The sequence below is a fragment of the Roseovarius sp. THAF27 genome, assembly GCF_009363655.1.
Classification (GTDB): domain Bacteria; phylum Pseudomonadota; class Alphaproteobacteria; order Rhodobacterales; family Rhodobacteraceae; genus Roseovarius.
In genome coordinates this window covers 2,138,099-2,153,681 of sequence record NZ_CP045393.1, presented here as the reverse complement: position 1 = coordinate 2,153,681, position 15,583 = coordinate 2,138,099, and the positions used below count along the sequence as shown (strand labels likewise).

At 60.5% G+C, this 15,583-nt stretch carries 16 protein-coding genes and 1 pseudogene; 8 read left to right on the top strand and 9 right to left on the bottom strand.

Features of this window, described 5'->3' with window-relative positions; genetic code table 11:
- Window positions 1-56 precede the first annotated feature (56 nt).
- From FIU89_RS10675 to FIU89_RS10665, 3 genes are read left to right on the top strand one after another with little or no spacing between them, the layout of a single operon-like run.
- On the top strand, window positions 57-710 hold the full coding sequence (locus FIU89_RS10675; RefSeq protein WP_152492570.1) for a DUF6778 family protein: 654 nt from the start codon (window positions 57-59) through the stop codon (window positions 708-710).
- 20 nt (window positions 711-730) lie between these two features.
- Entirely contained in the window at window positions 731-1,927 is a 1,197-nt protein-coding gene (locus FIU89_RS10670) for an RSP_2647 family RNA methyltransferase (RefSeq protein ID WP_152492569.1), read from the top strand.
- Window positions 1,924-2,469 carry an RSP_2648 family PIN domain-containing protein gene (locus FIU89_RS10665; RefSeq protein ID WP_152492568.1) on the top strand — a complete coding sequence of 182 codons (546 nt, stop codon included), beginning with the start codon at window positions 1,924-1,926 and terminating at the stop codon, window positions 2,467-2,469. Before FIU89_RS10670 ends, FIU89_RS10665 begins: the two co-directional genes overlap by 4 nt.
- A gap of 109 nt (window positions 2,470-2,578) precedes the next feature.
- On the opposite strand, the gene FIU89_RS10660 is transcribed toward FIU89_RS10665, so the two are convergent.
- Window positions 2,579-3,280: a M48 family metallopeptidase gene (locus FIU89_RS10660; RefSeq protein WP_152492567.1), complete on the bottom strand. Its 702-nt coding sequence runs from the start codon at window positions 3,278-3,280 to the stop codon at window positions 2,579-2,581.
- 257 nt (window positions 3,281-3,537) lie between these two features.
- On the opposite strand from FIU89_RS10660, the gene FIU89_RS10655 reads away from it, so the two are divergent.
- Window positions 3,538-3,720: a hypothetical protein gene (locus FIU89_RS10655; RefSeq protein ID WP_152492566.1), complete on the top strand. Its 183-nt coding sequence runs from the start codon at window positions 3,538-3,540 to the stop codon at window positions 3,718-3,720.
- A gap of 7 nt (window positions 3,721-3,727) precedes the next feature.
- Here FIU89_RS10655 and FIU89_RS10650 read toward each other — a convergent pair whose 3' ends face one another.
- Window positions 3,728-4,681, bottom strand: coding sequence for a radical SAM protein (locus FIU89_RS10650; protein ID WP_152492565.1), 954 nt, complete (start codon window positions 4,679-4,681; stop codon window positions 3,728-3,730).
- A 128-nt stretch (window positions 4,682-4,809) separates the two neighbouring features.
- Between FIU89_RS10650 and zwf the strand changes: the two genes are divergently transcribed.
- The 3 genes from zwf to pgi all read left to right on the top strand — a co-directional run bounded on the left by zwf (window position 4,810) and on the right by pgi (window position 8,571).
- Window positions 4,810-6,264: a glucose-6-phosphate dehydrogenase gene (gene zwf, locus FIU89_RS10645; RefSeq protein ID WP_152492564.1), complete on the top strand. Its 1,455-nt coding sequence runs from the start codon at window positions 4,810-4,812 to the stop codon at window positions 6,262-6,264.
- Window positions 6,261-6,932 (top strand): 6-phosphogluconolactonase, encoded by a 672-nt coding sequence (pgl, locus tag FIU89_RS10640; protein WP_152492563.1) that lies wholly within the window; start codon window positions 6,261-6,263, stop codon window positions 6,930-6,932. The genes zwf and pgl overlap by 4 nt, the downstream gene beginning before the upstream one ends.
- Before the next feature lie 94 nt (window positions 6,933-7,026).
- The gene (gene pgi / locus FIU89_RS10635) at window positions 7,027-8,571 is read left to right on the top strand and encodes a glucose-6-phosphate isomerase (protein WP_254701871.1); all 1,545 of its coding nucleotides are present in this window, start codon (window positions 7,027-7,029) and stop codon (window positions 8,569-8,571) included.
- Here the strand turns inward: pgi and FIU89_RS10630 are convergent.
- From FIU89_RS10630 to FIU89_RS10605, 6 genes and pseudogenes are all read right to left on the bottom strand, one after another.
- Window positions 8,568-8,987, bottom strand: a pseudogene (locus FIU89_RS10630) (cupin domain-containing protein). The gene pgi and the pseudogene FIU89_RS10630 sit on opposite strands and share 4 nt — an antisense overlap.
- 1 nt (window position 8,988) lies before the next feature.
- Window positions 8,989-10,266 (bottom strand): phosphopyruvate hydratase, encoded by a 1,278-nt coding sequence (eno, locus tag FIU89_RS10625; RefSeq protein WP_152492561.1) that lies wholly within the window; start codon window positions 10,264-10,266, stop codon window positions 8,989-8,991.
- A 122-nt stretch (window positions 10,267-10,388) separates the two neighbouring features.
- Window positions 10,389-11,180: a methyltransferase domain-containing protein gene (locus FIU89_RS10620; protein WP_152492560.1), complete on the bottom strand. Its 792-nt coding sequence runs from the start codon at window positions 11,178-11,180 to the stop codon at window positions 10,389-10,391.
- A 110-nt stretch (window positions 11,181-11,290) separates the two neighbouring features.
- Window positions 11,291-12,172, bottom strand: coding sequence for a DMT family transporter (locus FIU89_RS10615; protein WP_152492559.1), 882 nt, complete (start codon window positions 12,170-12,172; stop codon window positions 11,291-11,293).
- A 73-nt stretch (window positions 12,173-12,245) separates the two neighbouring features.
- A complete protein-coding gene (locus FIU89_RS10610) occupies window positions 12,246-12,659 on the bottom strand; it encodes a Fur family transcriptional regulator (RefSeq protein ID WP_152492558.1) in 414 nt (137 codons plus the stop codon).
- A gap of 74 nt (window positions 12,660-12,733) precedes the next feature.
- Window positions 12,734-13,435 carry an endonuclease/exonuclease/phosphatase family protein gene (locus FIU89_RS10605; protein WP_152492557.1) on the bottom strand — a complete coding sequence of 234 codons (702 nt, stop codon included), beginning with the start codon at window positions 13,433-13,435 and terminating at the stop codon, window positions 12,734-12,736.
- Between the two features lie 38 nt (window positions 13,436-13,473).
- Between FIU89_RS10605 and FIU89_RS10600 the strand changes: the two genes are divergently transcribed.
- Window positions 13,474-14,130, top strand: coding sequence for a hypothetical protein (locus tag FIU89_RS10600; protein WP_152492556.1), 657 nt, complete (start codon window positions 13,474-13,476; stop codon window positions 14,128-14,130).
- A 2-nt stretch (window positions 14,131-14,132) separates the two neighbouring features.
- On the opposite strand, the gene FIU89_RS10595 is transcribed toward FIU89_RS10600, so the two are convergent.
- Complete coding sequence (locus FIU89_RS10595; protein ID WP_152492555.1) at window positions 14,133-15,557, bottom strand: YdiU family protein; 1,425 nt, start codon at window positions 15,555-15,557, stop codon at window positions 14,133-14,135.
- Window positions 15,558-15,583: the final 26 nt, after the last annotated feature.

Genomic DNA, 15,583 nt, shown 5'->3' with positions numbered 1-15,583 from the left:
TCCAATTGCATCTTGCTTCCGAGTTCCGCGCGACGACCGCGCCGAGGAGGAAGACAATGAAGACACGTCGAGCCATCTGCGCCCTGATCGTCGCCCTGACAGCGGCGGGCTGTTCCGCGCCTGAAACAGCGACGCGCAACGCCCCGCTGGACACGACACCGGCAATCATCTCCGTGCCGTCCTACGATATCCAGGACATCCGTGTCAGCGTACCCAAATCGCTGAAGGTGTCCGAGGCCAACCGCTATTATCCGGGCGGCGACATCGTGTGGCGAGAGGATCCTGCTGGCGACCGGCACGCCCAGGTCAAGGCAATCTTTGAAGATGCAATGCGGCAAGGAGTCGATGCGATGCGGCCGGGCAAGGTGCCCGCAATCCTGGACATCCAGGTGACGCGCTTTCATGCGTTGACCGAAAAGGCGCGCTACACGGTGGGCGGCGTCCATTCGCTTCAGTTCCACATGCTGCTGCGCGATCCCGAAACCGGCCTGGCCTACGGCGAACCGCAATTCGTGAAGGCCGATTTCAAGGCGCTTGGCGGACAGGCGGCGATCAAGGCCGAATCGCAAGGTCTGACGCAGAAGTACCGGATCACGACACATCTGGCGTCGGTCATCCAGAGGCAGCTGGGCAGCCCGAACGGATATCAGGCGGCCAGTCTGGGACTGATGGGCGCACTGAACCAACTGGGTGCTTCCCACACCAACTGAAACGGCTTAAGGGGGACGGCATGACGACGTCCTCCTTGCCAACGATCCGCTTGAAGCCAAAGACGCAGGCCCGTGCAATACGGCACGGGTTTCCTTGGGTCTACGACAACGAGCTGGTGGCCGACCGCCGGACAAAGGCAATTGCGCCCGGCACCATCGCATTGCTCGAAGACTCGGACCGCGCGCCAGTGGCGACGGTCACCGTAAATCCCAGCTCGCGTATCATGGCGCGCGTCCTGGACCGTGACCCGAATGTGCAGATCGATCAGGCTTGGATAGCAGCCCGGTTGCAACGGGCCCATACGATGCGCGAGAGGGTCTTCGACACACCCTACTACCGACTCGTTCACGCTGAGGCGGACGGGCTGCCCGGCGTGATCATCGACCGTTTCGGCGAGATTGCCGTGGTTCAGCCAAACGCGGCGTGGGCCGAGGCCCTGCTACCGCAGATCGTTGACAGTCTTGTTACCGTGACGGGCGTGACCTGCGTGATCAAGAACGCCTCCGGGCGAGCGCGGGTCCTGGAAGGGCTTGACGACAGCTCGGGCGCCTTGCTCGGGGATATGCCTGCATCACCCCGCCCCGTTGTCATGAACGGCGCCACTTACATGGCGGACCTGACTGGCGGCCAAAAGACCGGGCTTTTCTACGATCAGCGTCCAAATCACGCTTTTGCCGCCACTCTCGCTGCTGAAAGCCGCGTCCTGGACGTCTTCAGTCATGTCGGGGGATTCTCGCTTGCGGCCCTGGCGGCAGGCGCTGCAAGTGCACTGGCCGTCGACGGTTCGCAACCGGCCCTGGAGCTGGCGCAGGAAGGGGCAGGGCGCATGGGAGCGACCGACCGCTTTTCCACGCGGAAGGGAGACGCCTTTGAGGTTATGAGCGCTTTGGCGGAGGAAGGAGAGACCTTCGATGTGGTCATCTGCGACCCTCCGGCTTTTGCCCCCAACAAGCAGGTTCTGGAAAAAGGCCTGCGCGCGTACGAACGTGTGGCCCGGTTCGCGGCCCCCCTCGTCGCGGAGGGCGGGTATCTTGGCCTTTGTTCCTGTTCACACGCGGCGACGCTGGACAAGTTCCGTGCCGCTTGCGTCAAGGGTATCGGCCGGGCCGGACGCGACGGGGCGCTGATCCATACAGGGTTTGCCGGGCCCGACCATCCGCTGCACCCGCAACTGGCCGAAAGCGGTTACCTGAAGGCGCTGTTCTTTCGGTTATGAAATGCGTTCTGGACACGTGCGTGATCTATCCCACGGTAATGCGCCAGATGCTCCTGGGCGTCGCCGCCGAGGGTATTTTCCAACCTCTCTGGTCTAATCGCATCATCGAAGAGTGGCAGCGATCGGTGGTGAAGCTTGGCCCGGAAGGCGTCTCGCAGGCGCGGACCGAGGCGGTGATGCTTGCGCAGCAATGGCCGGACGCAGAAGTCGAATGGCCTTCGTCACTGGAAACGCGCCTTTGGTTGCCCGATCCCGCGGACGTGCATGTTCTGGCTGCGGCAATCGCGGGCTCTGCCGACCTGATACTGACGCTGAACGCGAAGGATTTTCCTAGGGGCGTCTTGGCCGAAGAGGGTGTGAGCCGGGCTGATCCGGACACTTTCCTGTTGGGGGTCTTCGAGGCGACGCCGGATCCGGTTCGCAGCATTGGCAAGGCGGTTCTGGAGGAAGCGCGGCGTCTCTCCGGCGAAAGTTGGGAGATACGTGCGCTGCTCAAGAAGGCGCGTCTTCCGCGATTGGGAAAGGCTCTTGCAAACGGCTGAGCGCCTTTTTCTCGGAAAAACGTGAAGTCGGATCGGATGTGCCCGACATGGATTTTCAGTCGGGATGCGCGTTCTTCCTGCCAATGTGAAGAATGGCAGTGTGCTTCGGTTACAGAGGTTCTCTCGGAAGGCCCGACCAGCGATTTTCAAGTGTCTGAATGGCCGCAACGCGCTCGGCCGTTTTGGGATGGCTCATCAACCAAACCAGCATTGCACCCGATCGAGATTGAGTCAAGGCCTCGAGCTTCTCGAAAAGAGAAATTTGCGGTGCGGTGCCGATCCCGGCCTTGGTCAGAAGCGCTGCCGCGTATTCGTCCGCTTCATACTCGTCCGAACGTGACAGGCGCGCGGCAAGCAACGAGGTCAGGCCATTGGCGATCCATACACCGATCCCCGGGATGAACCTGGAAAGCACCATGGCCAGCGCCGTCCGCAAGGCATTTTGACCCGAAAAGTCGATCATCCTGCGGCGGGAATGCCCGAGAGCGACATGACCCAACTCATGGGCGATCACGCTGGCCATTTCCTCGGCAGAAACCTCGCCCTTGAGGAACTTGCGATAAAAGCCCCGGGTGATGAATATTCGCCCGTCCGGAGCGGCAAGGCCGTTTACAGGATCGATTTCGTAGATGTAGACCTTGATTTTCTCAAGGTCGAGCGCCTTGGCCAGACGCGAGAAAAGCGGCGTTAGCTTGGGATCGACAAGTTCGGTCGACCGGGCGTCAAGCTCCCGCTTGGTGCGCCAGACCGAAAATCGGTACATCACCACGGCATAAAGGATCGCCAACAGGATGGGGGTAAACTTGATCATGGCGCATGATATGGGGTTTGGCGCGTCGTGTGGCAAGCGAGGGTTTGCAGGAGAACAAGAAACCGTGGCCTGCCGTCAAAGCGAGCCACCGTTTTGCCTTCTACATAGGGGATGTTCATCGTGACCACGCCTGAGTAGAGCTAGATACTGGAAATGATTTACTGCCCTCAGCGCCGGTGGCAGGGCGGATGGCTGAAGGGTTGCCTTGTCGGCCAGGCTGCCCCAGTTTCTGATCACGCAAACGGAAAGGAAAGCCTATGCAAAAACTTGGTTTGCCCTTGGGTTTCGCGCTCGTAGGCGCCGTGGCCGCGCTGATAGGGTACGGCTTGTCGCTCTTGGTGGGATGGGACCTGGGAGCACCGGGCTGGTTGATCGTGGCTTCAGGCGCGGTCGGCGGGTTCATCGGCGGGGCGATCCGGAAAAAGCGCGGCGAACAATGATCCGCGCTCAGCCGGAGCAGCTGGCGCCGCCCAGGACGCAGAACTTGGCGCAATGCGGGTGGTTCAGGGCGACGTCTCTCTCGGCATCTTCCAGCGTGGTGCCAAGCTCGAACTCTTCGTCGTATGGCAAGAGCGTACACGCCAGTACTGCAGGTTGGCCGGTCCCCTTGCGCTTGACCACCATGCGCGACGATGCACACATCACGCTGTCCGGTGATTTTCCCAGTATCTCCCAGCACGCGGTGGTGATCTCTGGTACCTCGACCGATTCGTCCATTTCCGGAAAAAGCACCGTCATTGCGGGATCGTATGCGTCGATGTCGAACCCGTTGGACGCGAAGAACGCCTGATACCCCGCGCGCGACTGCGCTTCGGTGTCGTTCCAGACGCTTCGGCCTGCCACGGCCATGCGGATACCCTGGTCGCGCAACCATGACATGCCAATCAAGGTACGCGAAAAACTGCCGCTTCCGCGTTCTTCGTCATGCAGCGCCTCGGAATGATGATCGACGGAAATCCGCAATGTCAGCAGCGCGCCGAATTCCGCGTTCAGGGCGCGCAGTCCATTTTGCATCTTCGGACGCATCATGGGGCGCATCGCATTCGTCAGGATAAGGACCTTGAAACCGCGATTCAGGCACGTCCGCGCCATTTCGATCATTTCGGGGTTCATGAAAGGCTCGCCGCCGGTAAAGCCTATCTCCGTCACCGGCCAGTCGCGCTCGGCCAGTTGATCAAGATACTCTTCGACCTCGGCCGTGGTGATGTAGACAAGACGGTCGTTTTTGGGTGAGCTTTCGATGTAGCAGTTGGCGCAAGTGATGTTGCACAGCGTACCGGTATTGAACCAAAGCGTCTGGGGCCGTTTCAGCGCCACACGGGCGCGCGCCTGTCCGTCGGCGGTAAAGTCCGGGTCGATGAATTTCCCGCCATTGGCGCTTGGGACTGCTGTATCTTTCATCCGTCTATCACCCGAATTTCATTTACCTTTCTCGCATAACCTGTCGTTTCTTGCCTATAAAGTCGATATCGGGCAGGTGACACCTTCGTGATCGCCGCATAGTCTCATGTCGAATGCAGGAGAACACCATGGTTTCGCGCGTCATTCCGGTAGACCCTTTCGACCTCGTGATCTTTGGCGGGACGGGCGACTTGGCCCGGCGAAAGATCCTGCCGGGGCTTTTCCGCCGGTTTCGGGCGGGTCAGATGAACGAGGATGCCCGTGTGATAGGCGCGGCGCGCAGCGACATGGACGCGGTCGAATATCGCGAATTCGCAAAAGAGGCCGTGACCGAGTTCGAGCCCGAGGCGGCGCGCGATACCGAGATTCTTGACGGTTTCCTGCAGTGCCTGGACTTCGTGACAATCGATGCAAAAGGCGATGCGGGTTGGTCCGAATTGAAGGGTTTCTTGCGCGATACCGAAATTCGCGCTTTCTATTTTTCAGTTGCGCCCACCCTGTTCGGCGACCTGGCCGATCGACTGCATCAGCATGGTCTGGATTGTCCCAATTGCCGGATTGTCGTGGAAAAACCCTTCGGTCGTGACCTGAGCACCGCGAAAGCGCTGAATGCGACCATCGCCAAGTACTTCTACGAGCACCAGATCTACCGAATCGATCACTACCTCGGCAAGGAAACGGTGCAGAACCTGATGGCGATCCGGTTCGGCAATACGCTGTTCGAACCGCTGTGGAACAGCCAGTATGTTGATCACATCCAGATAACCGTGGCCGAGAAGGTCGGGGTTGGCGGCCGTGGCGATTATTACGATCGCTCCGGCGCGATGCGCGACATGATGCAGAACCACATCATGCAGCTTTTGTGTCTCATCGCCATGGAGCCGCCCGCAAAGTTCGATCCCGATGCGGTGCGCGACGAGAAGCTGAAAGTCATTCGCGCACTGGATCCTGTCGCCCCTGAAGACGCCGTGCGCGGTCAGTATGAAGGTTCGGGAGAGACCGGAAGCTATCGCAACGAAGTCGGCAACCGCGACAGTACGACAGAAAGTTTCGTGGCCCTGCGCGCGACGATCAGCAACTGGCGATGGGCCGGTACCCCGTTTTACCTGCGCACCGGAAAGCGCTTGCGCGACCGGGCCAGCGAGATCGCGGTCGTCTTCAAAGACGCGCCGCACTCGATCTTCGGGGCAGATGCGGGCCGGCATCGCAACATCCTCACGATCAAGTTGCAGCCCAACGAGGGGATCGAGCTGGGCGTGACCATCAAGGAGCCCGGTCCGGGCGGTATGCGCTTGGTAGATGTGCCTCTCGACATGACATTTGCAGAGGCTCTTGGACCGGAAGAGGCGGATTTCCCGGATGCCTACGAGCGGCTGATCATGGATGTGATCCGAGGCAATCAAACCCTCTTCATGCGCGGTGATGAGGTCGAGGCCGCATGGGCGTGGATCGATCCCATCATATCGCAATGGGAGGAGTCGGGGCGCGCACCGCTCAGCTACGCGACAGGAAGTTCCGGCCCCGACGACGCATTGATGTTGATGCATCGCGACGGGCGCCGCTGGCGGGAGATACGCGCATGAGAGTGATCGAATATGCGGACGAGGAGATGCTGGCGATCAATCTTGCGAACCAGTTGGCAGGTGATTTGAACACGGCACTGGAGCACGAAGATAGGGCGCTTTTCGTTGTCCCCGGCGGTAGCACCCCCGGCGGCGTCTTCGACGTTCTGTGCGACGCTGATCTAGACTGGTCCCGCATCGACATCTGCCTCAGCGACGAGCGCTGGGTCCCGGAGGTGCACATTCGATCGAACACGAAAATGGTGCGCGAACGTTTGCTTGTGGGCCGGGCGGCCAAGGCGAACTACCTCCCGCTCTATGCAAGGGCCGAAGCGCCCGAACCTGTGTTGGCCGAGCTTGAATCTAGGGTCCAGCCCTATCTGCCGATCGACGTTTTGTTGCTGGGCATGGGCGCAGACATGCACACGGCTTCGCTTTTTCCGGGCACCGAGGGCCTTGAACTCGCACTGGCCCGCAACGCACCGGTGCTGATGCCGATGCGCCCCACGAAAGTGGAGGATGTGCGCGTCACGCTATCCGCGCGGGTTCTGAATGCGGCGGTGGCCAAGCACATCGTCATTACCGGCCCAGAGAAGCGAAAAGCACTGGAGCGGGCCAGGACCTGCCAACCGGAACAAGCCCCTGTCGTGGCGATCCTCGACGAAACGGATGTCCATTGGGCACCGTGATGGATGCAATCGGTCCGGGGCGTGTGAAGCAAGGGGAAGACGGATGATCTGGGCCGAGTTGCGAACAGAGGCGGGCGCCTCGATAAACGAACTCATGAAGGCGCCGGATCGGGCGGCGTGTTTCCAGGTGTCTGCGGACGGCATGCTCTTCGATTATGCCAAGACGTCGATGACGGAGGACGCCCGCGACGGGCTGCTGACACTCGCGCAGACGCGTGGGGTCGAGACCCGGCGCAAAGATATGTTCGGCGGCGCGGCCATCAACCGCACCGAGGGACGTGCGGTGCTGCATGTCGCGCTGCGCGCCGGCAAGGATACCGTCATCAAGGTCGACGGCGCAGACGTCATGCCCGGCGTGCGCGACGTTCTGGGACGTATGCGTGCCTTTGCCGATAACCTTCGTGCAGGGCGGCACAGCGGGGCAGGTGGCGCGATAACCGACGTCGTGAACATCGGGATTGGCGGCTCGCACCTTGGTCCCGAAATGGGCACCCTGGCGCTGCGCCCGTATCATGATGGCCCACGCTGCCATTTCGTCTCGAATGTCGACGGGGCGGATATTTCGGATTGCCTCCAGGGGCTGAACGCCAAAACCACGCTTGTTATCGTGGCCTCGAAAACATTCACCACGATCGAGACCATGACGAATGCCTGGACCGCTAGGCACTGGATGGAGCGGCATGGCGGAGATCCATCGGCGCAGTTCGTTGCCGTATCGACGGCTGAGGACAAGACATCGGATTTCGGCATCGCACCAGAGCGGGTCTTCGGCTTCGACGATTGGGTCGGGGGGCGGTACTCTATGTGGGGGCCGATCGGGCTTGCGCTGATGCTGGCGATCGGGCCGGAACGGTTCGACGAATTCCTTGCGGGCGGCGCGGCCATGGATGCCCATTTCCGCGATGCGCCACTGGATCGCAACATGCCGGTGATGCTGGCCTTGACGGGCTTGTGGCACAGCCACGTGTGCGAACATCCAACCCGTTCGGTATTGCCCTACGACCAGCGCCTGTCGCGCTTGCCGGCCTATCTCCAGCAGTTGGAAATGGAGAGTAACGGCAAACGCGTCCAAATGGATGGCAGCCTCGTTCAGACCGGCTCCGGTCCGGTTGTCTGGGGCGAGCCGGGGACGAACGGTCAACATGCGTTTTATCAGTTGATCCATCAGGGAACGCAGGTTGTCCCGTGCGAATTCATGGTTGCCGCGCTCGGGCATGAAGCCGAACTGGACCATCATCATCGTCTTCTTCTCGCCAATTGCCTCGCGCAGTCCGAGGCCTTGATGCGCGGTCGGGATATCGCGACGGCGCGTGACCTGATGCGCAAGGCCGGCTTCATCGGGCAAGAGTTGGAGATGCAGGCGGCACACAGGGTTTTTCCCGGCGACCGGCCGTCAACGACGCTCGTCTATGACAGGCTGACGCCATACCGGCTTGGCCAGATCATCGCGCTTTACGAGCATCGCGTCTTTGTCGAAGGTGTCATTCTCGGAATCAATTCCTTCGACCAATGGGGCGTCGAGTTGGGAAAAGAGCTTGCAAAGGAAATGGAACCGCTCGTCGCGGGAGACGTCGCCCCCGACGACAAGGATGAGTCGACGCAGAACCTACTAGCGTTCGTGAAGGCCCTGCGCGACTAGCGTGGGATATCGAAGTCGTCAGGCGCCAATGTGAATCCTTCGAACGTGAATCCCGGGGAAACGGTGCACCCAACGAGCGTGTACTCGCCGGTCGACCGGGCCATTTGCCAGCAATCCGGTGGCACTATTACCTGGGGGCGCTCTCCGGCGGTGAGGTTGGAGCCCAGCAGCACGTCCTGCACAGGACCCGCGTCGTCGCCGGACATCGACAGGACAAGCGGTGCTCCACCGTAGAAATGCCAGATCTAGGTGGCGTCGACCTTGTGCCACCGATTGCGGTCCTGTTCGCGCAGCAGGAAGTAGATCGCGGTCCCATGGGCCCGGCCGTCATTTACCGCGCGCCACGTTTCTCGATAATATCCGCCTTCGGGGTGCGGGACCAGCTGAAACGCCGAAATGATGTCTTCGGCGGTCACGTCAATCCCGCAGGATCGAGCGACCTGCGTAGATCGCTGTATCGCCGAGCGCCTCCTCGATCCGGATCAGTTGATTGTACTTCGCAAGCCGGTCGGACCGCGCCAGCGAGCCGGTCTTGATCTGACCGCAGTTCGTGGCGACAGCAAGATCTGCAATGGTGGCATCCTCGGTCTCGCCGGAACGGTGGGACATGACGTTGGTATAGCCCGCGCGATGCGCCATTTCGACCGCCTGAAGCGTCTCGGTCAGGCTGCCGATCTGGTTCACCTTGACCAGCATGGAGTTCGCGACGCCGCGCTTGATTCCGTCCAAAAGGCGCTCGGGGTTGGTGACGAAAAGGTCGTCGCCCACCAGTTGCACCTTGTCCCCGATCTGGTCGGTCAGGGTTTTCCAGCCGTCCCAGTCATCTTCGGACATGCCATCCTCAATCGAGACGATCGGATAATCTGACACGAGAGACGAAAGATAGGCGGCGTTCTCTTCCGGCGAGAGGGACTTGCCTTCTCCCGCAAGCTCGTACTTCCCGTTCTTGAAGTACTCCGTCGCGGCGCAATCGAGCGCGAGATAGATGTCCTCGCCGGGCGCGTAGCCGGCCTTCTCGATCGAGCGAAGGATGAAATCCAGCGCGTCGCGCGTCGAAGCGATGTTCGGAGCAAAACCGCCCTCGTCGCCGATCCCGGTCGACAGACCTGCGCCAGAGAGCTCCTTCTTCAACGTGTGAAATACCTCCGCGCCCATCCGCACGGCATCGCGGACATTGCCCGCACTGACCGGCATGATCATGAATTCCTGGATGTCGATCGGATTGTCGGCATGTTCCCCGCCATTGATGATGTTCATCATGGGCACAGGCAGCGTGCGGGCCGAGGTGCCACCCACATAGCGAAAGAGCGGCTGCATCGAAAAATCGGCAGCGGCCTTCGCCACCGCGAGGCTGACTCCAAGGATTGCATTCGCGCCGAGGCGTTCCTTGTTCGGCGTTCCGTCAAGTTCGATCATTGCTTCGTCGATTGCGACCTGCTCGCTCGCATCGAAACCGGCTAGGGCATCCGCGATTTCGCCGTTCACGGCGGCCACGGCCTCAAGCACGCCTTTGCCCATGTAGCGGGATGCGTCACCGTCACGTTTCTCGACGGCCTCATGGGCGCCGGTGGAGGCGCCCGACGGCACCGCGGCGCGGCCCATGGTGCCGTCTTCGAGTATCACGTCCACCTCGACCGTCGGATTGCCGCGGCTGTCCAGGATTTCGCGTGCGTGGATGTCGAGAATGATGCTCATGTGAGACCCTTTGGCAAAATGATGTTGCCGGTGCCATAGCAAGAACCAAAGCGAATGGGAACTGCGACGCGTGGCGAATGCGCGGTCTTCGTCAATCCCGGCCGAGAGCGGTCAGGATGCGCTCAGGTCTTGTCGATACGCATGGCGGGCAGGCCGGTTTCGGGACACTCCGAAAAGGTGGCACCGTGTCTGGTGCGCATATGCTCCATGAACGTGCGGGCCGCTGCCCGTGTTTCCGCCGTCTTTGGATGTGCCGGGTTAAGGACCAGTCCAATTGAGCAGCGCGCAATCCGCAACATTTCGTCAATCGCGTCATACCAGTACTGGACGGGTCCGTAGGCGTCGATTGCCTGATGGCACAGAACAATGTCGAAACTGTCGTCAGCAAATCCGTAGGGCAGGCTACGCCCGTCGAAATGGCGGCACTCGATGCCCAGAATCTCGTGTATCGCGGCATAGGAGTCACGAACATTGTTGAACCCATCCGGTTGATAAAAGTCACAAACCGTCACGTCATGGCCGAAGTGACTGAACACTTCGTAGGTTCCGCAGGCGCCCGCCGAAAGATCTATGATGGTTCTGGGTTCGGCCGAACCGTCGACAAGTTCTGGAAAGAGTATGTTGGCACGAACCAGTTCCCTCAGGTTGTTGAGAGCGCGGAAATGGTACTTCAAAGGTATGCCCGCTCTCACGCGCGCGAGAATGTCGATCTCGTAGGACCGCACCAGTTCTTTGGAAACCGCCACATCATTTTCGTCGAGCCACCGTGCCAAGGTGCCGACCCGGCGCAGCCAGATACCGCGCTTTCCCTTGGCGAACTTGCGCTCTGCAACGCGTGGTGCCTGCAGGTTTGCCAAGTTGTAGCCCTCGGTTTCGGTGGTGACAAAAGCTTCCGCGAGTTTTTGAGCCTGCATCGATTTTCCATTATTTTTGTTTACTGCTTCGTAGAGAATAAGCGCTGCCTTGGGCGCCGTGAAAATTCAAAATGTGTGGCAGTCTAATTATCCTGCCGGGCGTTGCATTCTTACGCAGCCAGCCGTGCCTGCCTGGCGAGCCGCCGTTCGCGCAGAAACGTGTAGAGGCCGGTAGAGATAATCAATGCCGCGCCAAGTAACGTCAGCATGTCCGGCCGTTCGGAAAACACCACGACGCCGACAAAGAGGGAAAACAACAGCCGCGTATAGCGAAAGGGCGTCACGACCGCGGCGTCGCCCATGCGCATGGCCGCCACGATACCGTAATACCCGAATGCGCCAAAGACGATGCCGCCGCCGATCATGGAGCAAAGCGCGGGCGTCAGCGTGGAAACGCTTTGGGGACCGAGCGTGACAAGAAACAATCCCGCCGGGACAACCGCGGCAAAGCCCTGGAACGAGACGACCGTGGAGGAAACCTTCACATCAATCCGCCGCGTAATGAGGTCTCGCGCGGCCACGCAAGTCACCGACACAAGCACCAGCAACGCCGCGGGGTCGAACCCCTCCAGGCCTGGCCTAATGATTAGCAGCACGCCCATGAACCCGATCAGAATTGCGCTCCACCGGCGCCAACCGACATCTTCTTTCAGGAATATCGCGGCGCCCATGGTGATGAAGAGAGGCGTGGCCTGAAAAACCGAAGCAACAACGGAAATGTCGACGAGTGATAGCGCCGTGGTGAAGGCCAGCGCCGCACCCGCCTCGCAGCAGGCGCGCACAATCAGCGGCGTACGCCAGGCGTCGCGGGCGAACAAGTTATGCCCGCCAAGACGCGCCATGATCGCAAACACCGTAGCGCTGCCCAGCCCCAGGAAGAACAGGATTTGCCCAACGGAGATATCCGCGGACAACTTCTTGATGAACATGTCCTCGACGGTGAAAGCCGCCATGGACAATACCACAAGAAGTATTCCGCGAATGTTGTCCATAATCTCCGCCCGACAGCCCCGCCGGAGCGATAGGCGGCTTTCAACGCAGAGACAAGCCGGTAGCGGCCGCCAACTACTCTTTGCGGAGCGGCACGCCGTAGAGTTCGAGCTTGTGACCTTTTAACTCGTAGCCCAGCTTGGCGGCGATCTTTTCCTGCAATTGTTCGATTTCGGGATCGACGAACTCGATGACCTCGCCCGAGTGCATGTCGATCAGGTGATCGTGATGATCGCGTTCGGCATCTTCGTAACGTGCGCGCCCATCGCCGAATTCCAGCTTCTCGATGATTCCGGCCTCTTCGAAAAGTTTCACTGTCCTGTATACCGTGGCGATCGAGATTTTTGGATCGCGGCCGCTCGCCCGCGAATAAAGCTCTTCTACATCCGGATGATCATCCGAATTTTCCAGAACCATGGCGATGGTGCGTCGCTGGTCGGTCATCCGCAGGCCCTTGGCCTCGCAACGGTCGATTATGGTCTCTGTCATGCCGGCCTTCTGTGCGTATCCGGGGCGTTGGATAACGGGAACGCTTCTGGAAATCCAGAGTTTTGACGGCCCGATCACTGCGACTGTTCGAGGTCGGCCCAGACCGGCAGGTGATCAGAGGCGATATGCGCGGGCCTCTCGCGCAATGTGCCAGTCGCCACTGTCGCAAGCGTGGCCGAATGCGCGATCCGGTCGAGCCGCGCCAAGGGGCGCGGGGCGGGGTAGCTGGGAGGCGTCAGGGCAAACGAGACACCGCGTGCCGCAGAGTCGATGGCGGCACGATTCCCCCACTCGTTGAAATCCCCGGCAAGGATAAGCGGCATCGCGGGACGCCGGGCAACGTGACGCAGCACGGCCTTGATCTGAAGAAGGCGATAGCGGCGCACCAATCCCAGATGCACCCCGACAACGCGTAAAGGTCCAAGTCGCGTTTTCATCTCGGCCAGTATCGCGCCACGCGGTTCCAGACCGGGCAGATCAAGATGCTGGGTGTGCAGAACGCTCAGGTCCGCGCGCACCAGCATCGCATTGCCATGCCATCCCAAAGAGCCACCGGGTGCGCCGAATGGCAGGATTTTCCATCCATCTCGCTCGACCAGATCATGGGGCAGGGCCGCGGGGCGCGGCGGCAGGCGCTTGTCTACCTCCTGCAACACCACGATGTCCGCCCCGAGGGAATTGATCACCTGAAGGCTTCGATCCGGCCGGCGGCGCATGTCCAGTCCCACGCATTTCTGCAGATTGTAGGTTGCAATTCTCAGGCGCGGCATTTTCATGCTAACACGTTGGCAGGAGCCGTGACGGAGCGTACCCCATGTTTGCAGATCAGACTTGGCTGGCGCGGATCATATGGCTGGCACTGGCCGGGGCAGTCATATGGGCGGTGGCTTTGCTGCGTTTCGAACTTGCTTTCGTTGCGTTGGCAACTTTGGGCCTGTCGATGGCTCCGGTGGTCGTGGCCAACTGGGCCCAGGTGCATGTTCCTCCGACATTCGTCGCGGTCGTGGTCATCTTCGTTGCGGCAACGCTTTTTCTTGGCGAAGTCTTCAATTTCTACGAACGGTTCTGGTGGTGGGACATCGCCATGCATGGCACCTCGGCCGTCGCGTTTGGTCTGATCGGCTTTGTGCTCGTCTTCATGATGTTCCAGGGCGATCGTTTCGCCGCACCGCACCTGCAACTCAGTTTTCTCGCATTCTGTTTTGCCATGACCATCGGGACTGTCTGGGAAATCTTCGAATTCGCGATGGATCAGGCTTTTGGGCTGAACATGCAAAAGTCTGGCCTGGACGACACGATGGGCGACCTCATCATCAACACGGTAGGGGCGCTTTTGGGCGCGGCAGCCGGGTATGGTTATCTCAAAGGCCGTCATGTCGGTATCGGATCCTTCATCGACGAATTCGTGCGCCGCAATCCGCGATTTTTCCGCAGGCTGCGCCGAAACCGCGACAAGAACCGCTCAAGCTAGGCTCAGGTTCCACAGAACGTCTGCTGGACCACCTCGGACGGCTCGGGCGGGCGCGCCAGATCCCGAGCGTCGTCCCGGGGTTGGTACGGGTCCGACAAGACGTCAAGCATCCGATGGAAGGGAGCGAGATCCTCGCCCAGTGCCGTCTGGATCATCTGCTCGACCCTGTGGTTGCGCGGGATGTAGACCGGATTTGCCTCCTTCATGGAGCTTACCGGATCCTGTTCCTGTTCCTGCTCCAGGCGCCTGGACCATTCCGTTTCCCAGGTATCGAAGTCACCGGGATCAAGGAACTGATCCCGCGCCTTGCCGTCGCTCAAGGCGCGGAAGGTATTGGTGAAATCGGCCCTGTTGGCGGCCATCTTGTCCAGCAACGATACGATCAGCGGCTCGTCCTCGACCGAGGCGTCCGCAAGTCCGATCTTTCGGCCGAAGCGCTTGCGCCACGCTATGTGAACTTGCTCCGGCATTGCATGCACGGTCTTGGTGAATTCCTCCACAGCCTCGTCCTGGTCCGGCATCAGGGGCACCAGCGCAGTTGCCAGCTGCGCCATGTTCCAGACGATCACATTGGCTTGGTTGGCAAAGGCATACCGGCCGTGCATGTCGATGGATGAAAACACTGTGTCGGGATGGTAGGTGTCCATGAAAGCGCACGGGCCATAATCGATTGTCTCACCGGACAGCGTGGTGTTGTCGGTGTTCATGACGCCGTGAATGAAACCAAGCGACATCCACTGCGCAACAAGTTCGGCCTGCCGCGCCATTACCGCCTGAAGTAGCTCGTGGGGGCCTTCGACATCCGGATAATGCCGATTCACGACATACTCGAAAAGGTCCTTCAAGCCGGCAATGTCGCGGCGCGCGGCAAAGAACTGAAACGTGCCGACGCGGATGTGGCTCCGGGCCACGCGGGTCAGCACGGCACCGGGCAGGGCGCCGGTTTCGCGGAAAACCTGCTCTCCGGTCAGGGTGGCGGCCAACGCGCGGCTGGTGGGGACGCCGAGCGCGTGCATGGCCTCGCTCACGACGTATTCCCGCAGAACCGGACCGAGCCAGGCCCGCCCGTCTCCCATGCGGGAATAGGGTGTCGGACCCGAACCCTTCAATTGTATGTCAAAGCGGTCGCCATTCCGCGCGACCTCGCCCAGCAGATTTGCCCTGCCGTCGCCGAGCTGTGGAGAGAACCCGCCGAACTGGTGACCTGCATAGGCCTGCGCCAGTGGATCGGCCCCGTCCGGCAGGGCATTGCCCGAGAAAATCTGTGCCAATTCCTCGTCAGATCCCGGTGTGATCCCAAGCTCATGCGCAAGAGCTTGGTTGAAAGCGATCAATTTGGGTGCCTTGACCGGCGCCGGGTCTTGGCGCGTGTAAAAGCGTTCGGGCAGGCGGCTATAGGAATTGTCGAAAGGAATCCGCAGGGTCATGCCTGAAACATAGGTGCATTTTGCGC

Coding starts and splice junctions, on each gene's coding strand:
- FIU89_RS10675 (WP_152492570.1), top strand. CDS start 57: ATGAAGACACGTCGAGCCATCTGCGCCCTGATCGTCGCCCTGACAGCG.
- FIU89_RS10670 (WP_152492569.1), top strand. CDS start 731: ATGACGACGTCCTCCTTGCCAACGATCCGCTTGAAGCCAAAGACGCAG.
- FIU89_RS10665 (WP_152492568.1), top strand. CDS start 1,924: ATGAAATGCGTTCTGGACACGTGCGTGATCTATCCCACGGTAATGCGC.
- FIU89_RS10660 (WP_152492567.1), bottom strand. CDS start 3,280: ATGATCAAGTTTACCCCCATCCTGTTGGCGATCCTTTATGCCGTGGTG.
- FIU89_RS10655 (WP_152492566.1), top strand. CDS start 3,538: ATGCAAAAACTTGGTTTGCCCTTGGGTTTCGCGCTCGTAGGCGCCGTG.
- FIU89_RS10650 (WP_152492565.1), bottom strand. CDS start 4,681: ATGAAAGATACAGCAGTCCCAAGCGCCAATGGCGGGAAATTCATCGAC.
- zwf (WP_152492564.1), top strand. CDS start 4,810: ATGGTTTCGCGCGTCATTCCGGTAGACCCTTTCGACCTCGTGATCTTT.
- pgl (WP_152492563.1), top strand. CDS start 6,261: ATGAGAGTGATCGAATATGCGGACGAGGAGATGCTGGCGATCAATCTT.
- pgi (WP_254701871.1), top strand. CDS start 7,027: ATGAAGGCGCCGGATCGGGCGGCGTGTTTCCAGGTGTCTGCGGACGGC.
- eno (WP_152492561.1), bottom strand. CDS start 10,266: ATGAGCATCATTCTCGACATCCACGCACGCGAAATCCTGGACAGCCGC.
- FIU89_RS10620 (WP_152492560.1), bottom strand. CDS start 11,180: ATGCAGGCTCAAAAACTCGCGGAAGCTTTTGTCACCACCGAAACCGAG.
- FIU89_RS10615 (WP_152492559.1), bottom strand. CDS start 12,172: ATGGACAACATTCGCGGAATACTTCTTGTGGTATTGTCCATGGCGGCT.
- FIU89_RS10610 (WP_152492558.1), bottom strand. CDS start 12,659: ATGACAGAGACCATAATCGACCGTTGCGAGGCCAAGGGCCTGCGGATG.
- FIU89_RS10605 (WP_152492557.1), bottom strand. CDS start 13,435: ATGAAAATGCCGCGCCTGAGAATTGCAACCTACAATCTGCAGAAATGC.
- FIU89_RS10600 (WP_152492556.1), top strand. CDS start 13,474: ATGTTTGCAGATCAGACTTGGCTGGCGCGGATCATATGGCTGGCACTG.
- FIU89_RS10595 (WP_152492555.1), bottom strand. CDS start 15,557: ATGACCCTGCGGATTCCTTTCGACAATTCCTATAGCCGCCTGCCCGAA.